This is a genomic window from Vibrio glycogenivorans, assembly GCF_051660965.1.
Taxonomy (GTDB): domain Bacteria; phylum Pseudomonadota; class Gammaproteobacteria; order Enterobacterales; family Vibrionaceae; genus Vibrio.
In genome coordinates this window covers 1-19,486 of record NZ_JBPVIS010000024.1, presented here as the reverse complement: position 1 = coordinate 19,486, position 19,486 = coordinate 1, and the positions used below count along the sequence as shown (strand labels likewise).

The 19,486-nt window shown below is 49.6% G+C and carries 17 protein-coding genes; 10 read left to right on the top strand and 7 right to left on the bottom strand.

All coding sequences use genetic code 11. The features are described from left to right. Positions 1–2 precede the first annotated feature (2 nt). The 3 genes from ACSTTG_RS23585 to ACSTTG_RS23575 form a co-directional block, all read right to left on the bottom strand. Positions 3–758, bottom strand: coding sequence for an HvfC/BufC N-terminal domain-containing protein (locus ACSTTG_RS23585; RefSeq protein WP_438476552.1), 756 nt, complete (start codon positions 756–758; stop codon positions 3–5). A gap of 1 nt (position 759) precedes the next feature. Beyond that, the gene (gene bufB / locus ACSTTG_RS23580) at positions 760–1,653 is read right to left on the bottom strand and encodes an MNIO family bufferin maturase (protein ID WP_438476551.1); all 894 of its coding nucleotides are present in this window, start codon (positions 1,651–1,653) and stop codon (positions 760–762) included. A gap of 88 nt (positions 1,654–1,741) precedes the next feature. Continuing rightward, on the bottom strand, positions 1,742–2,002 hold the full coding sequence (locus ACSTTG_RS23575) for a BufA1 family periplasmic bufferin-type metallophore (RefSeq protein ID WP_438461232.1): 261 nt from the start codon (positions 2,000–2,002) through the stop codon (positions 1,742–1,744). A 263-nt stretch (positions 2,003–2,265) separates the two neighbouring features. Between ACSTTG_RS23575 and uvrD the strand changes: the two genes are divergently transcribed. Further along, positions 2,266–4,440, top strand: a complete 2,175-nt coding sequence (gene uvrD, locus ACSTTG_RS23570) for a DNA helicase II (protein WP_438461231.1) — start codon at positions 2,266–2,268, stop codon at positions 4,438–4,440. Between the two features lie 669 nt (positions 4,441–5,109). Here uvrD and ACSTTG_RS23565 read toward each other — a convergent pair. Continuing rightward, positions 5,110–5,772 (bottom strand): LysE family translocator, encoded by a 663-nt coding sequence (locus ACSTTG_RS23565; RefSeq protein ID WP_438476550.1) that lies wholly within the window; start codon positions 5,770–5,772, stop codon positions 5,110–5,112. After that, positions 5,769–6,671 carry an EamA family transporter RarD gene (gene rarD, locus ACSTTG_RS23560; protein WP_438476549.1) on the bottom strand — a complete coding sequence of 301 codons (903 nt, stop codon included), beginning with the start codon at positions 6,669–6,671 and terminating at the stop codon, positions 5,769–5,771. Before rarD ends, ACSTTG_RS23565 begins: the two co-directional genes overlap by 4 nt. Before the next feature lie 154 nt (positions 6,672–6,825). Between rarD and recQ the strand changes: the two genes are divergently transcribed. The 3 genes from recQ to ACSTTG_RS23545 all read left to right on the top strand — a co-directional run bounded on the left by recQ (position 6,826) and on the right by ACSTTG_RS23545 (position 9,841). Continuing rightward, positions 6,826–8,661 (top strand): ATP-dependent DNA helicase RecQ, encoded by a 1,836-nt coding sequence (recQ, locus tag ACSTTG_RS23555; protein ID WP_438461228.1) that lies wholly within the window; start codon positions 6,826–6,828, stop codon positions 8,659–8,661. Continuing rightward, entirely contained in the window at positions 8,654–8,977 is a 324-nt protein-coding gene (locus tag ACSTTG_RS23550; protein ID WP_438476548.1) for a DUF3630 family protein, read from the top strand. Before recQ ends, ACSTTG_RS23550 begins: the two co-directional genes overlap by 8 nt. Positions 8,978–9,169: 192 nt before the next feature. After that, entirely contained in the window at positions 9,170–9,841 is a 672-nt protein-coding gene (locus ACSTTG_RS23545) for a 7-cyano-7-deazaguanine/7-aminomethyl-7-deazaguanine transporter (RefSeq protein ID WP_438461226.1), read from the top strand. Positions 9,842–9,914: 73 nt separating this feature from the next. On the opposite strand, the gene gppA is transcribed toward ACSTTG_RS23545, so the two are convergent. Together gppA and rhlB are read right to left on the bottom strand one after the other, a co-directional pair. Then, complete coding sequence (gppA, locus tag ACSTTG_RS23540; RefSeq protein WP_438461225.1) at positions 9,915–11,411, bottom strand: guanosine-5'-triphosphate,3'-diphosphate diphosphatase; 1,497 nt, start codon at positions 11,409–11,411, stop codon at positions 9,915–9,917. Position 11,412: 1 nt separating this feature from the next. Then, positions 11,413–12,738, bottom strand: coding sequence for an ATP-dependent RNA helicase RhlB (gene rhlB, locus ACSTTG_RS23535; RefSeq protein ID WP_438461224.1), 1,326 nt, complete (start codon positions 12,736–12,738; stop codon positions 11,413–11,415). Positions 12,739–12,847: 109 nt separating this feature from the next. Between rhlB and trxA the strand changes: the two genes are divergently transcribed. The 6 genes from trxA to fre all read left to right on the top strand — a co-directional run bounded on the left by trxA (position 12,848) and on the right by fre (position 18,914). After that, positions 12,848–13,174, top strand: a complete 327-nt coding sequence (trxA, locus tag ACSTTG_RS23530) for a thioredoxin TrxA (protein ID WP_438461223.1) — start codon at positions 12,848–12,850, stop codon at positions 13,172–13,174. Positions 13,175–13,376: 202 nt separating this feature from the next. Then, a complete protein-coding gene (gene rho, locus ACSTTG_RS23525; protein ID WP_438461222.1) occupies positions 13,377–14,636 on the top strand; it encodes a transcription termination factor Rho in 1,260 nt (419 codons plus the stop codon). Between the two features lie 108 nt (positions 14,637–14,744). Next, positions 14,745–15,737, top strand: a complete 993-nt coding sequence (locus ACSTTG_RS23520; protein ID WP_438476547.1) for a hypothetical protein — start codon at positions 14,745–14,747, stop codon at positions 15,735–15,737. A 61-nt stretch (positions 15,738–15,798) separates the two neighbouring features. Next, on the top strand, positions 15,799–17,646 hold the full coding sequence (gene ubiD / locus ACSTTG_RS23515) for a 4-hydroxy-3-polyprenylbenzoate decarboxylase (protein WP_438476546.1): 1,848 nt from the start codon (positions 15,799–15,801) through the stop codon (positions 17,644–17,646). 255 nt (positions 17,647–17,901) lie between these two features. Further along, positions 17,902–18,171, top strand: a complete 270-nt coding sequence (locus ACSTTG_RS23510; protein ID WP_438476544.1) for a 2Fe-2S iron-sulfur cluster-binding protein — start codon at positions 17,902–17,904, stop codon at positions 18,169–18,171. Positions 18,172–18,200: 29 nt separating this feature from the next. Further along, complete coding sequence (fre, locus tag ACSTTG_RS23505) at positions 18,201–18,914, top strand: NAD(P)H-flavin reductase (RefSeq protein WP_438476542.1); 714 nt, start codon at positions 18,201–18,203, stop codon at positions 18,912–18,914. The last annotated feature ends 572 nt before the right edge of the window (positions 18,915–19,486 follow it).

Sequence of the window (19,486 nt, the reverse complement as noted above, 5' to 3'; positions counted from 1 at the left end):
CTCTAGTTATTTTTTAGCGTAAATCCAGCGATCAAGGCTTTTTCCATCAAGATATTGAGATGGCTCAGCAGTTCAGGTTCAATCTCACCCATGCTTTGCTTTGAGCGCAGACAAACCAGTAATTGATGGACTTCGGGCTCTAGTGTGATTGGGGTTCGGTGCCCATTGGGCAGGGTGTGGATCACCCCTAGTTGTGGGCAGTGAATGTCTAGGTTGTCAAAACAGTCGCTTTGCATGGCATTAAATAGGTCAAACACGGCAAAGGGGCTGGCGATCACCCGCGCCCATGGGTACAGCTCAAGTACTATCTGCGCCTGTTGCTCAGGGGCGATATTCGCCAACTGACCAATAGGAAGAATATGGCTCTCAAGCGGTTGATTGGCGAGATGCAGGGCGAGGTCCATTTGCCATTCAAAGCGGGCAACATCCTCAAGGTAAGGGGCGGCCTCGACCACCTTGGGAAATTGCGCGATGGTTTGGTCAAATTTGTCGCCATAGAAGCTGACATCCGCTTTGGTCAGTGGATGCTGCAAAACATGTTGACGCGCCATCTGAGTAAAGCACTCTTCTCCAACCAGCAGCTCAACCATTGGATAGGTGGCCGAGAGGACTTCACTAAGGCTAATCACAAAGTTGTTACGGTAGATTTGGATGCGATCGTTGGCACTAAAATGGTTGCTGACGATATCGCAATCCTCGCCATTGGCTTGGTAGCGCAATGCCTTGGCAAACTGATTTTGCAGTTGAGCCAGCTCCATCTTAACCTCCCATCGCTTGAGTTGTAGGATAAGGGCAGACCTGACCAAGTAGGGTGCGGGCTTTATCCGCTTCAGCCAATAGAACAGCAGGCTCTGGGATATCGAGATCCCACTCAATAAGGGTGTGACGCGGACCATGCTGCTCAAGCCAGTAACGATAGAGCTGCCAGACCTCATCGCTGACTGGGCGGCTGTGGGTATCTATCCAGATCTCGCCCTGCTCAAGGTGTTTGACAGTAAAGCCTGCAAGGTGGATCTCGTCTACGGCATGAGCCGGGATCTGGTCAATATAATGGCGGCTATCAAAGCGGTGGTTAAATGCCGACACATGGATGTTATTCAAATCGAGCAGTAAGCGACAGTCCGTTCGGCGCTGCACCTCAGCGAGAAATTCCCACTCACTGATAGTGGAGTGGTTGAACGCGAGATAGCTCGATGGGTTTTCAATCAGCATTGGTCTGGCGAGGGTGTCTTGCACCTCCACCACATTGCGACAAAAAACCGCTAACGCCTCTTCGGTATAAGGCAGCGGCAACAGATCATTGAAGTAGTGCCCACCGTGTTGACTCCAGCTGAGATGGTCGGAGATCAAGATAGGGTCGACTTCAGTGATCAGCTGTTTGAGCTGGGTTAGGTGGGCTTGGCTGATGCGCTCAACACTGCCAAGAGACAATCCAATCCCATGACAACTGATAGGGTAATGGCGAGCGATTTGACGTAACTGCTGGCGCGCCACTGAGTTGGGCTCAAAGTAGTTTTCGCTGTGGATCTCCAACCAACCCATTGAGGGTAACTCTTGAGCAAAATAGTCAATATGGGGCAGGCGTAATCCCACGCCGACCGCTTGCATCGAATCAAGATTAGGCTGTATGTGTGCTGGGCTTGGCGACGGCATAGTGGCTCCTTAGTATGCTTGATGGGCAAAGAAGAGGGGGAGTTGTCATCACAGGCTGACCACTCCCCCTTTTGTTATCTGGAGCGTATTACGCCGACTCAGTGCTGCCGCCAGTAAGCTTGCCACAAAGACCTTTTGGTACCACCACGAAGGCATCGGCTTGGTTATCTTCTTTTGATGTCCCAGCACATGAGCTAGATTTGGTTGCGCAGTCGTTTTGCCCGGCTTTGGCTACGCCATAGCACTTCTCTTTATCCATTGCGACGGCTTGAGTTGCCGTCAGCATAGTGCCGCCTAGAGCCAGTAGACCAGTAACAGCAGCAGTAACAGCTAGATTAGACTTTTTCATCATCGATTCCTCACATAGTTTCCTTTACGTTGTAGTCGCAAGCGGGTTAAAGATTGCCCAAATTGCTTACTGAACAAGATAGATGCAGAGGGAGAAAAATTTCGCCTTTTTAACAAAAAATCTACATTTCAAAGTGATCTTTTCACTAACCAAATGAAATTTATGGTGAAAAAATCCAAGAAAAATTCTCTGTTGCTGAACTGAAATTAAGCGCCTGATTACGTTATAATCTGACTTTATGTATAAATAACCAGTAAGTAGACATGATGGATCCCTCCCTATTGCTCGATGGCCTTAATGACAAGCAGCGTGAAGCCGTTGCCGCTCCCCTTGAAAATTTACTTGTCCTCGCTGGCGCGGGCAGTGGTAAAACCCGAGTGCTTGTTCACCGCATTGCATGGCTGATGTCAGTAGAGCAAGCATCTCCGTTCTCCATCATGTCAGTGACCTTTACCAACAAAGCGGCCGCTGAGATGCGCGGTCGTATTGAAGAGTTGATGATGGGCAGTGCCTCGGGGATGTGGAATGGTACCTTCCATGGTATCTGTCACCGCATCTTGCGCGCGCACTACCTCGATGCCAAGCTGCCAGAAGATTTTCAGATCATCGATAGCGATGATCAGCAGCGCCTGATTAAGCGTTTGATTAAAGCGCAGAATTTGGATGAAAAACAGTGGCCTGCGCGTCAGGTGTCGTGGTGGATAAATGGCAAAAAAGATGAGGGTCTGCGCCCAAGTCATATTGATGCCTACCATGACCCGATTACCCAGACTTACTTGCAGCTTTACTCAGCTTACCAAGAGGCGTGTGATCGCGCGGGTCTGGTGGACTTTGCCGAAATCTTGCTGCGCGCCCACGAATTGCTGCGAGATAAAAAGCACATCCGAGAGCACTATCAAGCGCGCTTTAAACACATTCTGGTGGACGAGTTTCAAGATACCAACAACATCCAATACGCCTGGCTACGCATGATGGCGGGTAAAGACAGTCATGTGATGATTGTCGGTGATGACGATCAGTCGATTTATGGCTGGCGTGGCGCCAAGATTGAGAATATCGAGAAGTTTACTCTCGAGTTTCCGAGCGTGAACACGATTCGCCTTGAGCAGAACTACCGCTCAACCAAGACCATCCTTGAGGCATCCAACACCCTGATCGCGAATAACACTGAGCGGATGGGTAAAGAGCTGTGGACCGATGGCAGCGAGGGTGAGCCGATCTCGGTTTACTCCGCTTACAACGAGCTTGATGAGGCGCGCTTTGCGGTCAATAAGATCAAAGAGTGGCAAGACAAGGGCGGTAGCCTGAACGATGCCGCGATGCTGTATCGAAACAATGCCCAGTCGCGTGTGCTGGAAGAAGCCTTGATTCAAGCCGGCCTGCCTTACCGTATTTATGGCGGCATGCGCTTCTTCGAGCGTCAAGAAATCAAAGATGCCTTGAGCTACTTGCGCTTGATGGCCAACCGTAATGATGATGCCGCGTTTGAGCGTGTGGTGAATACCCCAACCCGTGGCTTGGGCGATAAAACCCTCGAGACGATTCGTTTGGCAGCGCGTGAGCGTGGCTGCACCATGTGGGATGCAAGTAAGGCGCTGTTGGACGAGAAAGTGTTAGCTGGTCGTGCTTCAGGGGCACTGAGTCGTTTTATTGAGTTGATTGATGCACTTGAGGACGATACCGATGAGCTAGCACTGCACTCGCAAACCGACCACGTGATTAAGTTCTCGGGTCTATTTGCCATGTATGAGCAAGAGAAGGGCGAGAAGTCTAAGGCACGTATTGAGAACTTGGAAGAGCTGGTGACTGCGACGCGTCAGTTTGAAAAACCGGAAGAAGCTGAAGAGATGACGCTACTGACCGCCTTCTTGACCCATGCTGCGCTTGAAGCAGGTGAAGGTCAGGCAGATGAGTTTGAAGATGCGGTACAACTAATGACGTTACACAGCGCCAAGGGTCTAGAGTTCCCGTTGGTGTTTATGGTTGGCGTTGAAGAGGGCATGTTCCCTAGTCAGATGTCAGCTGAAGAGGCGGGTCGTCTCGAAGAGGAGCGCCGCCTGTGTTATGTGGGCATGACGCGAGCGATGGAAAAGCTCTACATCACCTATGCCGAGATGCGTCGCCTGTATGGTCAAGATAAGTACCACAAGCCATCGCGCTTTATTCGTGAGTTGCCAGAGAAGTGTTTAGATGAAGTGCGAATGAAGGCCAAAGTCAGTCGCCCGGCCAGCAGCGGACGTTTTAGTCAGACGGCGGTAAAAGAGAACTTTAATGAGACCGGTTTTACGCTTGGCGCACGAGTGAACCATCCCAAGTTTGGTGAGGGCACGATTATTAACTTTGAGGGTAGTGGTCCACAAAGTCGTGTTCAGGTCGCGTTTAACGGTGAGGGTATCAAGTGGTTAGTAACGGCTTATGCCCGCTTGGAGAAGCTGTAGGTCTCTAGCCGGATAGAGGGGGAGTTTCTTCCTCTTTTGGCTCTGAGCACGGTATGCAGATAAAGAAAAACCCCGAGGGCTTGCGCCCATCGGGGTTATGGTCTTACTCGCAGCAATCCGGCTACTAAAAGTGCTCCCTGCATCAAATCCTTGATAGTAGGCTGAATCCGTCAGCTTATTCCTTTCATCGCCGTCCTAGCGGTGTCCTCGACCTTATCCTGGTCCGCTAACAATCCTCGTTAGCTCACTTCACTTGTTCCCTGAGCGGTGTCCCTTTCATCGTCCTGATGACCGTTCCTTGCCTCGTCCAGAGGTGTCCATTTCCCATCCTTAGTAGCTACCATCCTAGTAACTATTGCGTCCGTTCAATGTCCAATTTGCTTTCCATGCCGACTGCTCTTCCTAAGCAACCGTATCTTCATCCTGAAGATTACCAAATCCTTGGCAGCTTCCTGTTCCATGCCGGTTTCCTTCCGACGAGTTCAATATTACGCCCTTTCCGTTTTCTCGCAATTCACGCTGGAACTTTTTCTTACCCGTAAAGGTTAGGTAATTTGATTAAGTTCTTTTATAACAATGACTTGTGTTTTGGTGTAGTGAATATTACTAAGCTTAAATGGAGATCTCCGTAGTGTTTTGTGAGAGATCTCTCACACGCCATCTTCCCTTTTAGCTACCAAGCCAGGCGTTCAAACTATGATAAATGATGGTAAAACCGACGCTGGAGAACACCAAACCACACAAACTATCGATAAAAGGCGTCACTGCCAGCAATTTTTTCTGTAGTCGCGGTGCTGAAAGCAGCCAAGCTAAGCCACCAAACCACACAAAAGAGATGAGCCACAACAGCACCAAGGCAGCGGTTTTCCCTGATAGTGACATCTCGGCTGGAACCAAGCTCGACATCAGGCTAACAAAAAACACCAACGCCTTTGGGTTGAGAATGTTGGTGATAAACCCGCGTCTAAACGCCTGAGCAAGACTATCAATCTTGAGCGTCGAGCGGCTCAGTGCAGATGTCTCCCCGCGGCAATGGCGGTTTTTCCATGTTGCATGCAGGGCGCAAAGACCAAGATAAGCAAGGTAGCTGCCGCCTGCGAGTTGGATGAGCGTATACAGAAGCGGCTGCTGGTGGATAAGGTAGCTCACACCCGTTAGGCTCAAAATAGAGTGCAGCAATATGCCAATAGACAGGCCTAAAGCGATATAGACACCGGTTTGACGACCATAACGAGTGGCATTTTGTACGACTAAGGCAAAGTCAGGACCGGGGCTCATCAGACCGATCAGGTGCACTGTGGTTAAGGTTCCTAAAATCAGCAGCTCATTCATCGCGATTTAACTCGCTTTGATTGCTTAACACCATCAAAGGTAAACAGAACCAGTGCGCTCCAGATAAAGGTGAAGGTAAGCACTTTATCGGCAGTAAATTGCTCACCATAGACACTGACTGCGAGCAAAAACATCAGGCTAGGGCCGATGTATTGGAAAAAACCGAGTGTTGATAGCTTAAGTCTTGTTGCCGCACCGGTGAAACACAACAGTGGTAGGGTGGTGACAAATCCAGCGCAGATGAGTAGCAGGTTAAGGGAAGCTGGGTTGTTGGTCATGATGGCTGTTGGAGAGTCTGAGATAACCAATAGGTAGAAAGCGGCCAGCGGTAGCATGATCACCGTTTCAATGAACAGACCAACCTGTGCTTCCAGTGCAATTTTTTTGCGCAGCAGACCATAGACCCCAAAGGTGAATGCTAAGGCAAAGGCCACGATCGGCACCGAGCCAAACGCGATCAGCTGAATGATGACACCGGCGGCGGCGAGGGCAACCGCGAACCACTGCAGCTTGCGCAGTCGCTCACCCAAAAACAGCATACCAAGTATCACATTGAGCAGTGGGTTGATGTAATAACCCAAACTGGCGTCCAACATACGATTGGTGTTTACCGCCCAGATAAATAGCAGCCAGTTCACCCCAACCAACAGCGCCGTTGTACACAAGTAAATCATGGTTTTTTTGGTTTTGAACGCATCGCGCACGGCATGCCAGCGTCGACCCAGATGGAGCAGGCCAGCAAGAAGGAACACGGACCAGATCACGCGGTGGCTGAGGATCTCAAGTGGCGAGACTTCACTGATGGATTTGAAATAGATAGGGGCAATACCCCACATGGTATAAGCAGCCATAGCCAGCAAAATGCCTTGGCGGGTGCGCTGCTGTTCGTCTAACGACATGGGTTCGAACTCTCAGTATTGGCAGGAAGGCTGTGAGTATAAAAGCGGCATACAAAATCACCTAACACTTTGCGGTTTTATTCATCACTGATCCCCACTACAATGTGCTGCTTTATCGCAACACGCAATCGCAACACCAAAACTGAGAAGGCAAATGACCGCAATCCTACAGGCTGAACAACCGACCTACGCTGATAGTGCTCAAGATGTATTAGAGCAGGTATTTGGCTATCAGACATTCCGTGATGGTCAGCTTGAGGTGATCGAGGCGGCGCTAGAGAGTAAAGACAGCCTGGTTATTCTGCCAACCGGTGGTGGTAAGTCGCTGTGTTATCAGGTGCCAGCCTTAGTCAAACAGGGGCTGACTCTGGTGATTTCGCCACTCATCTCACTGATGAAAGACCAAGTGGATCAGCTTAAGGCCAATGGCGTTGCGGCTGAGTGCATCAACTCGAGTATGCCGCGCGAGGAATTGATCTCTGTCTATCAGCGTATGAACTCTGGCCAGCTAAAGATGGTTTACGTCTCGCCAGAGCGGGTGCTGATGCGCGATTTTATCGAGCGCCTGCAAGGGCTTAATCTCGCGATGATTGCGGTGGATGAAGCGCACTGTATCTCACAGTGGGGACACGATTTTCGCCCCGAATATGCCTCACTTGGGCAGCTGAAACACTATTTCCCTAATGTGCCAGTGATGGCGCTGACAGCGACCGCCGACGATGCCACGCGCCGTGATATTGTTCAGCGCCTGGCCCTGATTGACCATACCGAGTACCTAGGCAGCTTTGATCGTCCTAATATCAGCTATACGCTGGTTGAAAAACACAAACCGGTATCGCAGATCGTGCGCTTCTTGGATCAGCAAAAAGGCCAGTGCGGCATTATCTATTGCGGTAGTCGCAAGAAGGTAGAGATGTTGACTGAGAAGCTGTGCAACAACCACATTCGTGCAGCGGGCTATCATGCTGGTATGGACGCGGATGAGCGCGCCTATGTTCAAGAGGCGTTTCAAAAGGACGATATCCAGATCGTGGTTGCTACCGTGGCATTCGGTATGGGCATCAACAAACCTAATGTCCGCTTTGTGGTTCACTTTGATATCCCGCGCAATATCGAGTCCTATTACCAAGAGACGGGTCGCGCGGGTCGTGACGGTCTGCCCGCTGAGGCGATGATGCTCTATGACCCAGCAGACATCAGTTGGCTGCGACGTATGCTTGATGAAAAGGAAGATGGGCCACAAAAGCAGGTCGAGGCGCATAAACTCAACGCGATGAGTGCCTTTGCTGAGGCGCAGACCTGTCGTCGTCAGGTGCTGCTTAACTATTTTGGCGAATATCGTGAAAAGCCTTGTGGTAACTGCGATATCTGCCTCGATCCGCCGCAACGCTTTGATGCCACCGAGCAGGCACAAAAAGCACTTTCGTGTGTCTACCGAGTCAATCAAAGCTTTGGTATCGGCTATGTGGTGGAGGTGCTGCGTGGGATGCAAAATATCCGAATTCGCGAGCAGGGCCATGACAAGCTGTCGACTTACGGGCTCGGACGAGAGAACAGCCACGATTATTGGGTGAGTATCTTTCGCCAGCTGATACACAAGGGCCTGCTGTTTCAAAACATCACTCGCAACTCAACCTTACAGCTAACTGAGGAAGCCCGTCCTATCTTGCGTGGTGAGCAGCCGCTTGAGCTCGCAGTGCCGCGTCTGGATATCTCAGCCCGCGCGGCGAAATCGGAAAAACTGTCCAACAAGCACTATGATAAGAAGCTATTTGCCAAGCTGCGTAAACTGCGTAAGTCGATCGCTGATGAGGATGGCTTGCCGCCATATGTTGTCTTTAGTGACGCCACCTTAATTGATATGGCGGAGATCTTACCAACCTCTTATGGTGAGATGCTGGCCGTCAATGGTGTGGGGCAGCGCAAGCTGGATAAATACGCCGATCCTTTCCTTGATTTGATTCAGGAGCATATTACTAATCATGGCTAACAGTGAAACGGATTTTGGGCTGGTGGACTACCAGCCAGAGCAGGGAAGACTGATACTGCGCTCACCGAGTTTTGATTTTGATAGTTTTCCGTCTTTGGGTGAGCGACTGGTGCGCCTGCTGTCGGCCAGCGTGGTCGAGCGTCAGCAAGATGCGGATATCCACTCTTGGCTGATCGATTTTGAAGGGTGTCGCTTGATGCTCAAGGCGGAGCATTATACAGAGAGCTTGTGGCTAGAAGCGCTAACACCCAGCGAATCTCGCGAGGAGTGTGACTTTTTGGCTAGCTTGTTTGAGCGCGGCTTTTCGCTTAAATAGGCGCCCAAACGTTTGCGTATCGAATATTGTTTGCCACGACTTGCAGAGCAAGGTGGTTAATGTATAATCGCCGACCGTTTGCTTAGGCCCGGTTTGTTCAGGCTTAAGTTGGTTTACATTGTTGGTGAGATTCACCTTAGCGTGAGTCGATTTGGGTTCCCTCACCCCCAAACCAAACTAAAAAGGCATCGCATGAGTCAATTTACTCCCGCGCAGCAGCGCAACGCCCTCATTTACCTAGTTCTATTTCACCTAGGCATCATTGCATCCAGTAACTACCTGGTACAGCTTCCATTTACTATTATGGGCTTCCATACCACCTGGGGTGCATTTACCTTTCCATTTATTTTTCTCGCCACAGACTTAACGGTGCGTATTTTTGGCGCTCAGTTGGCGCGTCGTATCATCTTCTTGGTGATGCTTCCTGCACTGGCGGTCTCTTATGGCTTATCGGTATTGTTCTTTGAAGGGCAGTTCCAAGGTTTCGCTCAGCTCGGCCAGTTTAATCTGTTCGTTGCTCGTATCGCGATAGCGAGCTTTATGGCTTATATGCTTGGTCAGATCCTCGATGTTCACGTGTTTAACCGTCTGCGCCAGCTTAAGCAGTGGTGGGTCGCACCGACTTGCTCGACCTTATTTGGTAATGCGCTTGATACACTGGCATTCTTTGCCATCGCCTTCTACCAGAGCCCTGATGCCTTTATGGCTGAGCACTGGGTCGAGATTGCGCTGGTCGACTATGTGTTTAAGATTGCCATCAGCCTAGGCTTGTTTGTGCCTATGTATGGTGTGCTGCTCAACTACCTGACCAAGAAGCTAACGTCAGTTAAGCAAGAGCTTGGAGCGACCACAGCGGCGCAATAAGCCAAGTTGGAAAGATAAAAAAACGCGACTCGATTGAGTCGCGTTTTTTGTTGTCCGTCACCCTTGATCAGAGTTAGCCATTGATAGTCAGTGGCCAGCCAATATCCGTTTGACGGTTGGCTTCAATCTCAAGCTCTGCAGCAGTCAGTGGGTTGGAGGACAACCAGTTTGTATCGATTGTTAAATTAAGTGATTCGCCATCGGCACTAAGTGTTACATCCGGCTCAAGCGAGGTGCGGCGACGGTGAGTCAGCAAGACCGCAAGGCGCAATAGGCGCAATACTCGTTTGGCATTGGCGCCAGATAGGGCATGCTGCTCGGGTAGCGAGGTGATTTGCTCACGATAGCGACGCGCCGCTTCGGCGAGGAAGTGTTTTTGCGCGCGGGTAAAGCCGGGCAAGTCTAGATTACTGAGTAGGTATGCCGAGTGTTCGCCGCCTTTTTTGAAGTCAATCGCGAGGCCGACTTCATGTAGCTTGGCGACACTATCAAGCAACACCGCGGCTTGTGGCTCGGTTAGCCACTGGTCACCACCAACCTGAGTGAGCAGTTTTTCCGCCATAGCGGCCACTTGTGTCGCGTAGTCGGTATCAATCTGATAGCGAGTCTGAACGCTGGCGATGGTGCGTGCGCGAATATCGTCTTGGCGCAACTCCTCGACCATTTCGTAGACCATACCTTCACGCAAAGCGCCTCCGGCGAGGGTCATTGATTGGATCTCGAGCAGCTCGAAGATGGCGATAAGGATGGTAAGCCCACTCGGGAAGACCAAGGCACGCTCGAGTGTCAGCCCCTCAATCTCAAGCTCTTCAAGGTGACCTGAGGTCATGGCCTGCTTTTGCAAGCGCTTGAGTTTGGCGTGGGTGATCACCTCATCCATACCTTGGGTCAGCATGATCTCTTGCAGTGCTTGCACGGTACCTGAAGCGCCCACGCAGACATCCCAGCCGAGCTGTTTATAGCGCTCTAGAATGGGAGACAGGGTTTGCTTGGCGGCCTCAATGGCGTTATCAAAGTTGCGCGTATTGAGCAGGCGGTCTTTAAAATGTTGCTCGAGCCAAGTGACACAGCCCATCTTGAGGCTGGTCAGCGCTTTAGCCTCAAATCCTTCACCAATGATCAACTCGGTGCTCGCGCCACCGATATCCACCACGAGGCGACGTCCGCTTCCTCCAGAGGTGTGGGCGACACCACGATAAATGGTCGCTGCTTCCTCTTCCCCTGAGATCACCTCGATAGGGTGGCCCAAGATCTGTTTGGCTTTGGCAAGAAAAATATCCACATTACCGGCGGTGCGCAGTGTTGCCGTGCCGACAATGCGAATATTTTCTACCGGGATATCTTGTAGTCGTTCTGCAAACAAGCTCAAGCAGTCCCAACCCCGTTGCATCGCTTCGCTACTGAGCATCTGGTTTTCATCTAGCCCAGCGGCGAGGCGAACCTTGCGCTTAATTTTGGCCATGGTTTGTATGCTGCCATCGATATGACGCACAACGAGCATATGAAAACTGTTCGACCCGAGGTCGATAGCAGCATAGAGCGGAGAAGGTACGGCTTGGCTTGAAAACAACTTATGATTCCCTTTGTTGACGCTGGCGAGGACGGCGCTGTGGCTTACGGTTGCTGTTGCGTGAGCCACCAGTGTTGGTGCGACGTGATTGAGAGTTACCTGAACGAGACTGAGTACGCGAGTTAGAACGCATGCGCAGTGGTGCCGGTAAGTCTTGGATCAAGGCATCAGCGTCGTAGTCCGATACTGGGATGCTGTGCTCGATGTACTCTTCAATTGCTGGAAGGTTAATCGCGTAATCTTCACAGGCAAAGCTGATCGAGTGACCGCTTGCGCCCGCGCGACCAGTACGGCCAATACGGTGTACGTAGTCTTCACAGTCATCAGGCAGATCAAAGTTGAATACGTGGGTCACTTGAGGGATGTGTAGACCACGTGCCGCCACATCGGTTGCCACTAGGATATCCACTTCACCGCGGGTAAATTGCTCAAGGATTTTTTCACGCTTCTTTTGCGGTACATCACCAGTCAAAAGACCGACACGGTGACCATCGGCCGCCAAGTGGCCCCAAATAGACTCACACTTGTGCTTAGTGTTGGCAAAGATAATCGCGCGATCTGGCCACTCTTCTTCAACCAATGTTTGTAGCAGCGCCATCTTGTGTTCGTTCGATGGGTAGAACAGCTCTTCTTGAATGCGGTGCCCGGTTTTTTGCTCAGGCTCAACCACAACGTGCTCTGGGTTGTGCATGTGCTCAAACGCCAGCTCTTGCACGCGGTACGACAGCGTTGCCGAGAATAGCATGTTGAGACGCTCTTTAGGCTCCGGCATACGGCGGAACAAGAAGCGGATATCTTTAATAAAGCCAAGGTCAAACATACGGTCTGCTTCGTCCAGAACCACGGCTTGGATGTGGTTAAGGTTGAAGACGCGCTGCTTGTAAAAATCGATAATACGACCGGTGGTACCAATCAGGATATCGACGCCCTGCTCAAGCTTGCCTAGCTGTTTGTCGTAGCTTTCACCACCGTAAGCAAGACCTGCCTTGATGCCCGTTGACTCGATCAGAGGCGCTGCATCGTTGTAGATCTGGATCGCCAGCTCACGCGTTGGCGCCATGATGATCGCGCGCGGTTGGCTTGGTTTGCGACCTTCATGCTCAGGTGTGTTAATAAGGTGGTTAAAAGTAGCAGTAAGAAACGCTAGCGTTTTACCAGTACCCGTTTGGGCCTGGCCTGCAATGTCACGGCCGGTGAGCAAGACCGGCAACGCCAAAGCTTGGATAGGGGTACAATAATCAAACCCTTTTTTTTCCAAACCTTCAGTAACTTGAGGGTGTAAACCCAAGTCGGCGAACTTTTGCTCTGTGATATGCGTCTTTTTCATTCCTATAGAATATCAGCTTAAGCTTGCAATACGGAAGTAAATACATTCCAATAGGGAATTAAATTACTGGTTACTACCCCACCAGTTTGAAAAAATATTGGAGTGAATAATGAGCGACAAGATTTTGCAGCTAACCGATGACGGTTTTGAAAACGATGTAATCAACGCTGCCGGCCCAGTTCTAGTAGACTTTTGGGCTGAATGGTGTGGTCCGTGTAAAATGATCGCGCCGATTCTTGATGAGATCGCCGGCGAGTACGAAGGCAAGCTAACGGTTGGTAAACTGAATATCGACCAGAATGCAGGCACGCCACCTAAGTTCGGTATTCGCGGCATCCCAACTCTGCTTCTGTTTAAAGATGGTGCTGTTGCGGCGACTAAAGTTGGCGCACTTTCTAAGACTCAATTGAAAGAGTTCTTAGAGGCAAACCTTTAATCATTGCAAGTCCTTGCTAAACCGCGCTAATTTTAAGCGCGGTTTTGTTTTTGTATCTCAACTAGATCTAGACTAGTCTGATATTTAGTGCTAATTTATCGCACGTTAATTAGACAAACGTTCATTTCTTGGTCGATCCTGTGACCAAATCTATCTTAACTAACAAACAGATCCTATTTTGACTAAAAAAGTATCCACTACAATGAATCTTACAGAACTGAAGAACAGACCTGTGTCTGAGCTTGTTAAGCTGGGCGAAAGCTTAGGTTTGGAAAACCTTGCTCGTCTAAGAAAACAAGACATTATCTTCGCCATCCTTAAAGCACACGCGAAAAGTGGTGAGGACATTTTTGGTGATGGTGTTCTAGAGATTCTTCAAGACGGTTTTGGTTTCCTGCGTAGTGCAGACAGTTCTTACCTTGCAGGTCCAGACGATATCTATGTTTCTCCAAGTCAGATTCGTCGTTTCAACCTGAGAACAGGCGATTCGATTGCTGGTAAGATCCGTCCACCGAAAGACGGTGAGCGTTACTTCGCGTTGCTTAAGGTGAACACGGTTAACCATGACAAGCCTGACAATGCGCGAAATAAGATCCTATTTGAAAACCTGACCCCACTGCACGCCAATGAGCGTATGGTGATGGAGCGCGGTAATGGTGCGACAGAAGATATTACTGCTCGTATCCTCGACCTTGCATCTCCTATCGGTAAAGGTCAGCGTGGTTTGATTGTTGCTCCGCCAAAAGCGGGTAAAACCATGTTGCTACAGAACATTGCTCAAAGCATTGCTTACAACCACCCAGAGTGTGAGTTGATGGTATTGCTTATCGACGAGCGTCCAGAAGAAGTGACCGAGATGCAGCGCCTAGTAAAAGGTGAAGTGGTAGCATCAACGTTCGATGAGCCAGCATCACGTCACGTTCAAGTGGCAGAAATGGTGATTGAAAAGGCTAAGCGTCTGGTAGAGCACAAGAAAGATGTAGTTATCCTGCTTGACTCAATCACGCGTCTAGCGCGTGCTTACAACACCGTTGTACCTTCATCAGGTAAAGTACTGACCGGTGGTGTGGATGCCAATGCATTGCATCGTCCTAAGCGTTTCTTTGGTGCGGCACGTAACGTTGAAGAGGGTGGTAGCTTGACCATCATCGCGACCGCGCTTGTGGATACTGGCTCTAAGATGGATGAGGTTATCTACGAAGAGTTCAAAGGTACTGGTAACATGGAACTACACCTGAACCGTAAGATCGCTGAGAAGCGTGTCTTCCCTGCGATCGACTTCAACCGCTCAGGTACTCGCCGTGAGGAACTTCTGACCAAGAACGACGAACTGCAGAAGATGTGGATCTTGCGTAAGATTGTTCACCCAATGGGTGAGACCGACGCAATGGAGTTCTTGATTGATAAGTTGGCGATGACCAAAACCAACGATGAGTTCTTTGACGCAATGCGTCGTCAATAAACCGATTCCATTCGATATTTAAGAGCGCTGCCTACTGGCAGCGCTTTTTTATTGCGTTATTCACTAACTCCTCCCACACTTAACCCTAAAGTTATTCAGGAAATCCCGATGCGTCGCCAATGGTTAAAAAACCTCTTGCTCAGTTCACTCTATGTAGTGTCGTCTGTTGCCCAGGCGCTTGAGCTCTCTTCTGAGCAAGTAGAGGCGTGGCTGGCAGACACACGGCTGCAGGGCAGAAGTCAGGAGTTGCTCATACAGCTAAGCGATAATCAGGTTGACTCGGTGAAATTCTCGCTTGAGAGACTTGCCATGCCGCAGCAAGAAGTCGTCAGGTATATGCTGATGACAGAGATAGAGCAGGCTGAGTTGGTACTCACTCAACAACAGGCTTCCTTGGTTGACCTTCACCGTGAGATGCAACCTTCTTATCATGTGCTCGAGGTTGGGGATGGCTACGAGTTTATTGCCCCTGCTTTTAATTTCCCGGCAACCGCTAGCCGGATAATTAAGCGCTGGGAGGTAGAGCGCGACACCCTCAACCTAGCAAAGCAAGCAGAGCTGGGGAACTTGGTTCTTCGTGACTACCTGAGTGGTGATGATTTGCAAGTGGTTCAGCGGGAAGAGCTGCTGATCCAAGAGCTCCCCAACCTATCAATTCACGCACTTTCAACATTGACCGACCAACTCTTGGATCAACGCCTCACTACTTGGCTTCCTAGTTCCAAAGTGATGGTTAGCCTTGCTCAAGTATCACAAGAGCAAGGTATCTATGATCTGCTGTGGAAAATGCGCGCGGACAGTAACACTAAGCAGGAGCTGCTTCGATTAGCCGAAATGGACAGCGAATTCGCTTATCAGCAAACCATGCTAGCAGCGAGCAATCCCGCTTTGACTGAGCAGGCCCTGCGTCAATTAGCCCGCAGTAAGCCAATGCCAGAAGAGGTACGTTCTTTTTTGATCGCTCGTATGAGTATCGAAGAGGAAGCGCCCATTGTAGCCGGTGAATTAGTTGCCCAAGGCTATCGTCAGTGGCTGACTGAGTTGGTACTCGAGAATCGCGATATTCGCGTCAAAGAGATCAATAGCATCCTGGCAAAGTAAGTGTTTCGTGCTTAGGGCATTTGGTATACTCGACAGATAACAATCTGCCAGTAGAAGGCTTATGAGCTTTAAGGACTTACGCGACTTTATCGACCATCTGGAGCACAGAGGTCTACTCAAAAGAATCTCCCACCCAGTTGATCCCGATTATGAAATGACCGAGATCAGCGATCGCACCTTACGTCAAGGTGGCCCCGCCCTGCTGTTTGAAAACCCGATTGGCTATGACATGCCGGTACTGACCAATTTATTTGGCACGCCTGAACGGGTTGCACTCGGTATGGGACAAGACAATGTTCAAGCCCTGCGAGAAGTCGGTAAGCTGTTAGCCTTTCTTAAAGAGCCTGAGCCGCCAAAAGGCTTTAAGGATGCAATAGCCAAATTGCCGGTGTTCCGTCAGGTACTCAATATGCCTGCTAAGCGTTTGCGCAGTGCACCGTGTCAGCAAGTCGTGTGGCAAGGGGATGAGGTTGACCTAGACAAGGTGCCGGTGATGAGTTGTTGGCCTGAGGATGTTGCGCCCCTTCTTACTTGGGGTTTAACCATTACGAAGGGCCCACATAAGAAGCGTCAAAACTTGGGTATCTATCGTCAGCAAAAGATTGCCAAGAACAAAGTGATCATGCGCTGGCTAGCCCATCGCGGTGGCGCCTTAGATCTGCAAGACTGGATAGCGACGCATCCCGGTAAGCCTTTCCCTGTTTCAGTCGCCTTTGGTGCTGATCCCGCCACTATTTTAGGGGCAGTCACTCCGGTGCCAGATACTCTATCAGAGTATGCTTTTGCTGGGTTGCTCAGAGGCAAGCGCACTGAGGTGGTCAAGTCTCTCAGTAATGATCTCGATGTTCCAGCAAGTGCAGAGATTGTGATGGAGGGCTATATCGACCCGACTGAGTTTGCCGATGAGGGGCCTTATGGTGATCACACTGGATACTATAATGAGAAAGAGCAGCATCATGTGTTCACCATCACTCATATCACGATGCGTACCAAGCCTATCTATCACAGCACCTATACTGGTCGCCCGCCAGATGAGCCTGCAGTTCTCGGTGTGGCGCTGAATGAGGTGTTTGTTCCTATCTTGCAGAAGCAGTTCCCAGAGATCGCTGACTTTTATCTGCCACCTGAGGGGTGCTCCTATCGGATGGCGGTGGTGACGCTCAAGAAGCAATACCCTGGTCATGCCAAACGCGTGATGATGGGTGTTTGGTCTTTCTTGCGCCAGTTTATGTATACCAAGTTTGTAGTCGTGTGTGATGAAAGTGTCGATGCCCGAGATTGGAACAGTGTGTCGGCTGCGATAAGTGAGCACATGCTGCCGGAGCGCGATATTGTGATGATGGACAATACGCCAATTGACTCACTTGATTTTGCCTCACCGGTTGCTGGTCTAGGTTCAAAAATGGGCCTTGATGCCACAGTCAAATGGCAGGCAGAGTTGGGGGAAGAGTTTGCGAAAACTGAGCCTGTGGACCTGGAATCGTTAGAGCTTCAACTGCAAAAGGACACCCATGATCTAAAAGCCTGTTTTGTCCCCCAAGCAGCAAACGGTGCTATCGTTGTGCTTGATATCGCCAAGCAGCAGGTCGGGCAAGGTCAGCAGGCAATCGAGCAGGCAGCAGCGATTGTCGCTCAATATACAACGGCAAAGTTCATTATTGTTTGCGATGATGATGTTAATGTCACGGATTGGAATGACATTATCTGGGCGATTACCACCCGTATGGATCCTTCTCGCGACAGCCACTTTATCTCCGTGCCAAATCAGAGCTCAAAAGTCATCGGTTTGGATGCGACAAATAAGTCTGGTAGTGAGATCACTCGTGAGTGGGGGCATCCAATTAAAAAATCACCGCAACTAGTAACGAAGATTGACGATCTTTGGCAAGACTTGAATATACTCAAGTAACCTCAAGATGCAGCTTCAGCGAGATTTGCTTGGTTTGCAGCCAAGGCGGTCACTCGAAGATTTAGTGGTTCTAAATCGAGGGTGACCAACGCTGGCTGCGAGCCAAGCAAACTAGCCCGGAGGGAGCCAATAGACAGGCTCATCTCCGCGTCAAATAACTTTAAAAGGGGTGACCATTTCTGCAGCTATTTTCCTTGATATGAGCCTGTCTATTGGCTCTGAAGTCTGCATCTTGAGGTCACTTGAGTATATAATATGACCTACAAAGTCTCATTAGTACCTGATGGCTTGAGTTTTGTTGCTCAAGAGGGCGAGACCGTGCTGGAGGCAGCGCTCAACAATAATACAAGCCTCCCAAATCGCTGTCAGGTTGGTGCGTGTGCAGCGTGCCTGTGCCGTTTGGTATCGGGACAAGTCACCTACCAACTCGAGCCCCTTTTGACCGAGAAAGAAAAAGCGCAAGGCTGGATATTTGCCTGCCAAGCGATTGCCCAAACAGATATAGAAATAACGTTCTCGGAGTAATCACTCCTGAATAGGAAAGAAAAACCAAGATGACAATTAAATGTAAAGTAAAGTCGATTGAGCCTTTGGCTTGTAATACCTACCAGATCTTGCTTCACCCAGAGGCGCCAGTGGCCTTTAAGGCAGGGCAATACCTTACTGTGGTGATGGGTGACAAAGACAAACGCCCATTCTCTATCGCTAGTAGTCCTTGCCGTCATGAGGGTGAGATAGAGCTTCATATCGGTGCAGCGGAGCACAATGCGTATGCTATAGAAGTAGTTGAAGCCATGCAGGCAGCATTGGAAGTGGGTGGTGATATCCTGATTGAGGCGCCGTTCGGTGAGGCTTGGGTACGAGAGCAAAGTCAGCGTCCATTATTATTGATAGCAGGTGGTACAGGCTTCAGTTATGTACGTTCTATTCTTGATCACTGTATCGCTCAGTCAATTACGGTACCTATCTACCTATATTGGGGAGCGAAGGATTCTTGTCAGCTATATGCGCAGTCAGAGTTAGAACAAATTGCTCAGGAGCAAAACAATGTTCACTTTGTCCCGGTAATTGAAGGTAGTCAGGCAAACTGGCACGGCAAGGTTGGTAATGTGCTTCAGGCCGTAGAGCAAGACTTCGAGACGTTAGAGGCATACGATATCTATATAGCGGGCCGATTTGAGATGGCCGGTGCGGCGAGAGAGATGTTTACCCAAAATAAACAAGCTCTGACCGATCATATGTACTCAGATGCGTTTGCTTTTATATAAAACAGCATAAAAGGTGAGAGAAAAGGAGGCAAAAGGCCTCCTTTTTTGTTGTTTTGATGGTTTATCCATCAGTTGAAGGGAAAAATGCACTTTTTTCAAAAAAAGACTTGTGCCACAGAATAAGCCGCCTATAATGCGCCTCCACTGACACGGCAGAGCCCATAAGGCTTCAGCGATAATTGTCAGTGAGGCAATCAGTCAAAACTTGTTCCAGGCGGAACAAAATAAAAATTCAAAAAAGTGTTTGACACTAGAGTTTAAATGACTAGAATAGCCGCCTCTTCCGAAGTGATTCGCATCACAAAGAAGAGAAGCTCTTTAAAAATATAAACCTATCAATCTGTGTGGGCACTCGTTGATGATAATCCAATTAGAAATTTCTCTTTTATAGAGAGGGGTTTCAAATTAGGTTTCAATGAACTGAGTGACCAATTTGAATGAGCAATCATTCGAGCACAGTCAATTCACATATCGTTAGATATGAATTCAGTATTCATTGAGCCGACAAAATCTTAAATTGAAGAGTTTGATCATGGCTCAGATTGAACGCTGGCGGCAGGCCTAACACATGC

Coding starts and splice junctions, on each gene's coding strand:
- ACSTTG_RS23585 (WP_438476552.1), bottom strand. CDS start 758: ATGGAGCTGGCTCAACTGCAAAATCAGTTTGCCAAGGCATTGCGCTAC.
- bufB (WP_438476551.1), bottom strand. CDS start 1,653: ATGCCGTCGCCAAGCCCAGCACACATACAGCCTAATCTTGATTCGATG.
- ACSTTG_RS23575 (WP_438461232.1), bottom strand. CDS start 2,002: ATGAAAAAGTCTAATCTAGCTGTTACTGCTGCTGTTACTGGTCTACTG.
- uvrD (WP_438461231.1), top strand. CDS start 2,266: ATGATGGATCCCTCCCTATTGCTCGATGGCCTTAATGACAAGCAGCGT.
- ACSTTG_RS23565 (WP_438476550.1), bottom strand. CDS start 5,772: ATGAATGAGCTGCTGATTTTAGGAACCTTAACCACAGTGCACCTGATC.
- rarD (WP_438476549.1), bottom strand. CDS start 6,671: ATGTCGTTAGACGAACAGCAGCGCACCCGCCAAGGCATTTTGCTGGCT.
- recQ (WP_438461228.1), top strand. CDS start 6,826: ATGACCGCAATCCTACAGGCTGAACAACCGACCTACGCTGATAGTGCT.
- ACSTTG_RS23550 (WP_438476548.1), top strand. CDS start 8,654: ATGGCTAACAGTGAAACGGATTTTGGGCTGGTGGACTACCAGCCAGAG.
- ACSTTG_RS23545 (WP_438461226.1), top strand. CDS start 9,170: ATGAGTCAATTTACTCCCGCGCAGCAGCGCAACGCCCTCATTTACCTA.
- rhlB (WP_438461224.1), bottom strand. CDS start 12,738: ATGAAAAAGACGCATATCACAGAGCAAAAGTTCGCCGACTTGGGTTTA.
- trxA (WP_438461223.1), top strand. CDS start 12,848: ATGAGCGACAAGATTTTGCAGCTAACCGATGACGGTTTTGAAAACGAT.
- rho (WP_438461222.1), top strand. CDS start 13,377: ATGAATCTTACAGAACTGAAGAACAGACCTGTGTCTGAGCTTGTTAAG.
- ACSTTG_RS23520 (WP_438476547.1), top strand. CDS start 14,745: ATGCGTCGCCAATGGTTAAAAAACCTCTTGCTCAGTTCACTCTATGTA.
- ubiD (WP_438476546.1), top strand. CDS start 15,799: ATGAGCTTTAAGGACTTACGCGACTTTATCGACCATCTGGAGCACAGA.
- ACSTTG_RS23510 (WP_438476544.1), top strand. CDS start 17,902: ATGACCTACAAAGTCTCATTAGTACCTGATGGCTTGAGTTTTGTTGCT.
- fre (WP_438476542.1), top strand. CDS start 18,201: ATGACAATTAAATGTAAAGTAAAGTCGATTGAGCCTTTGGCTTGTAAT.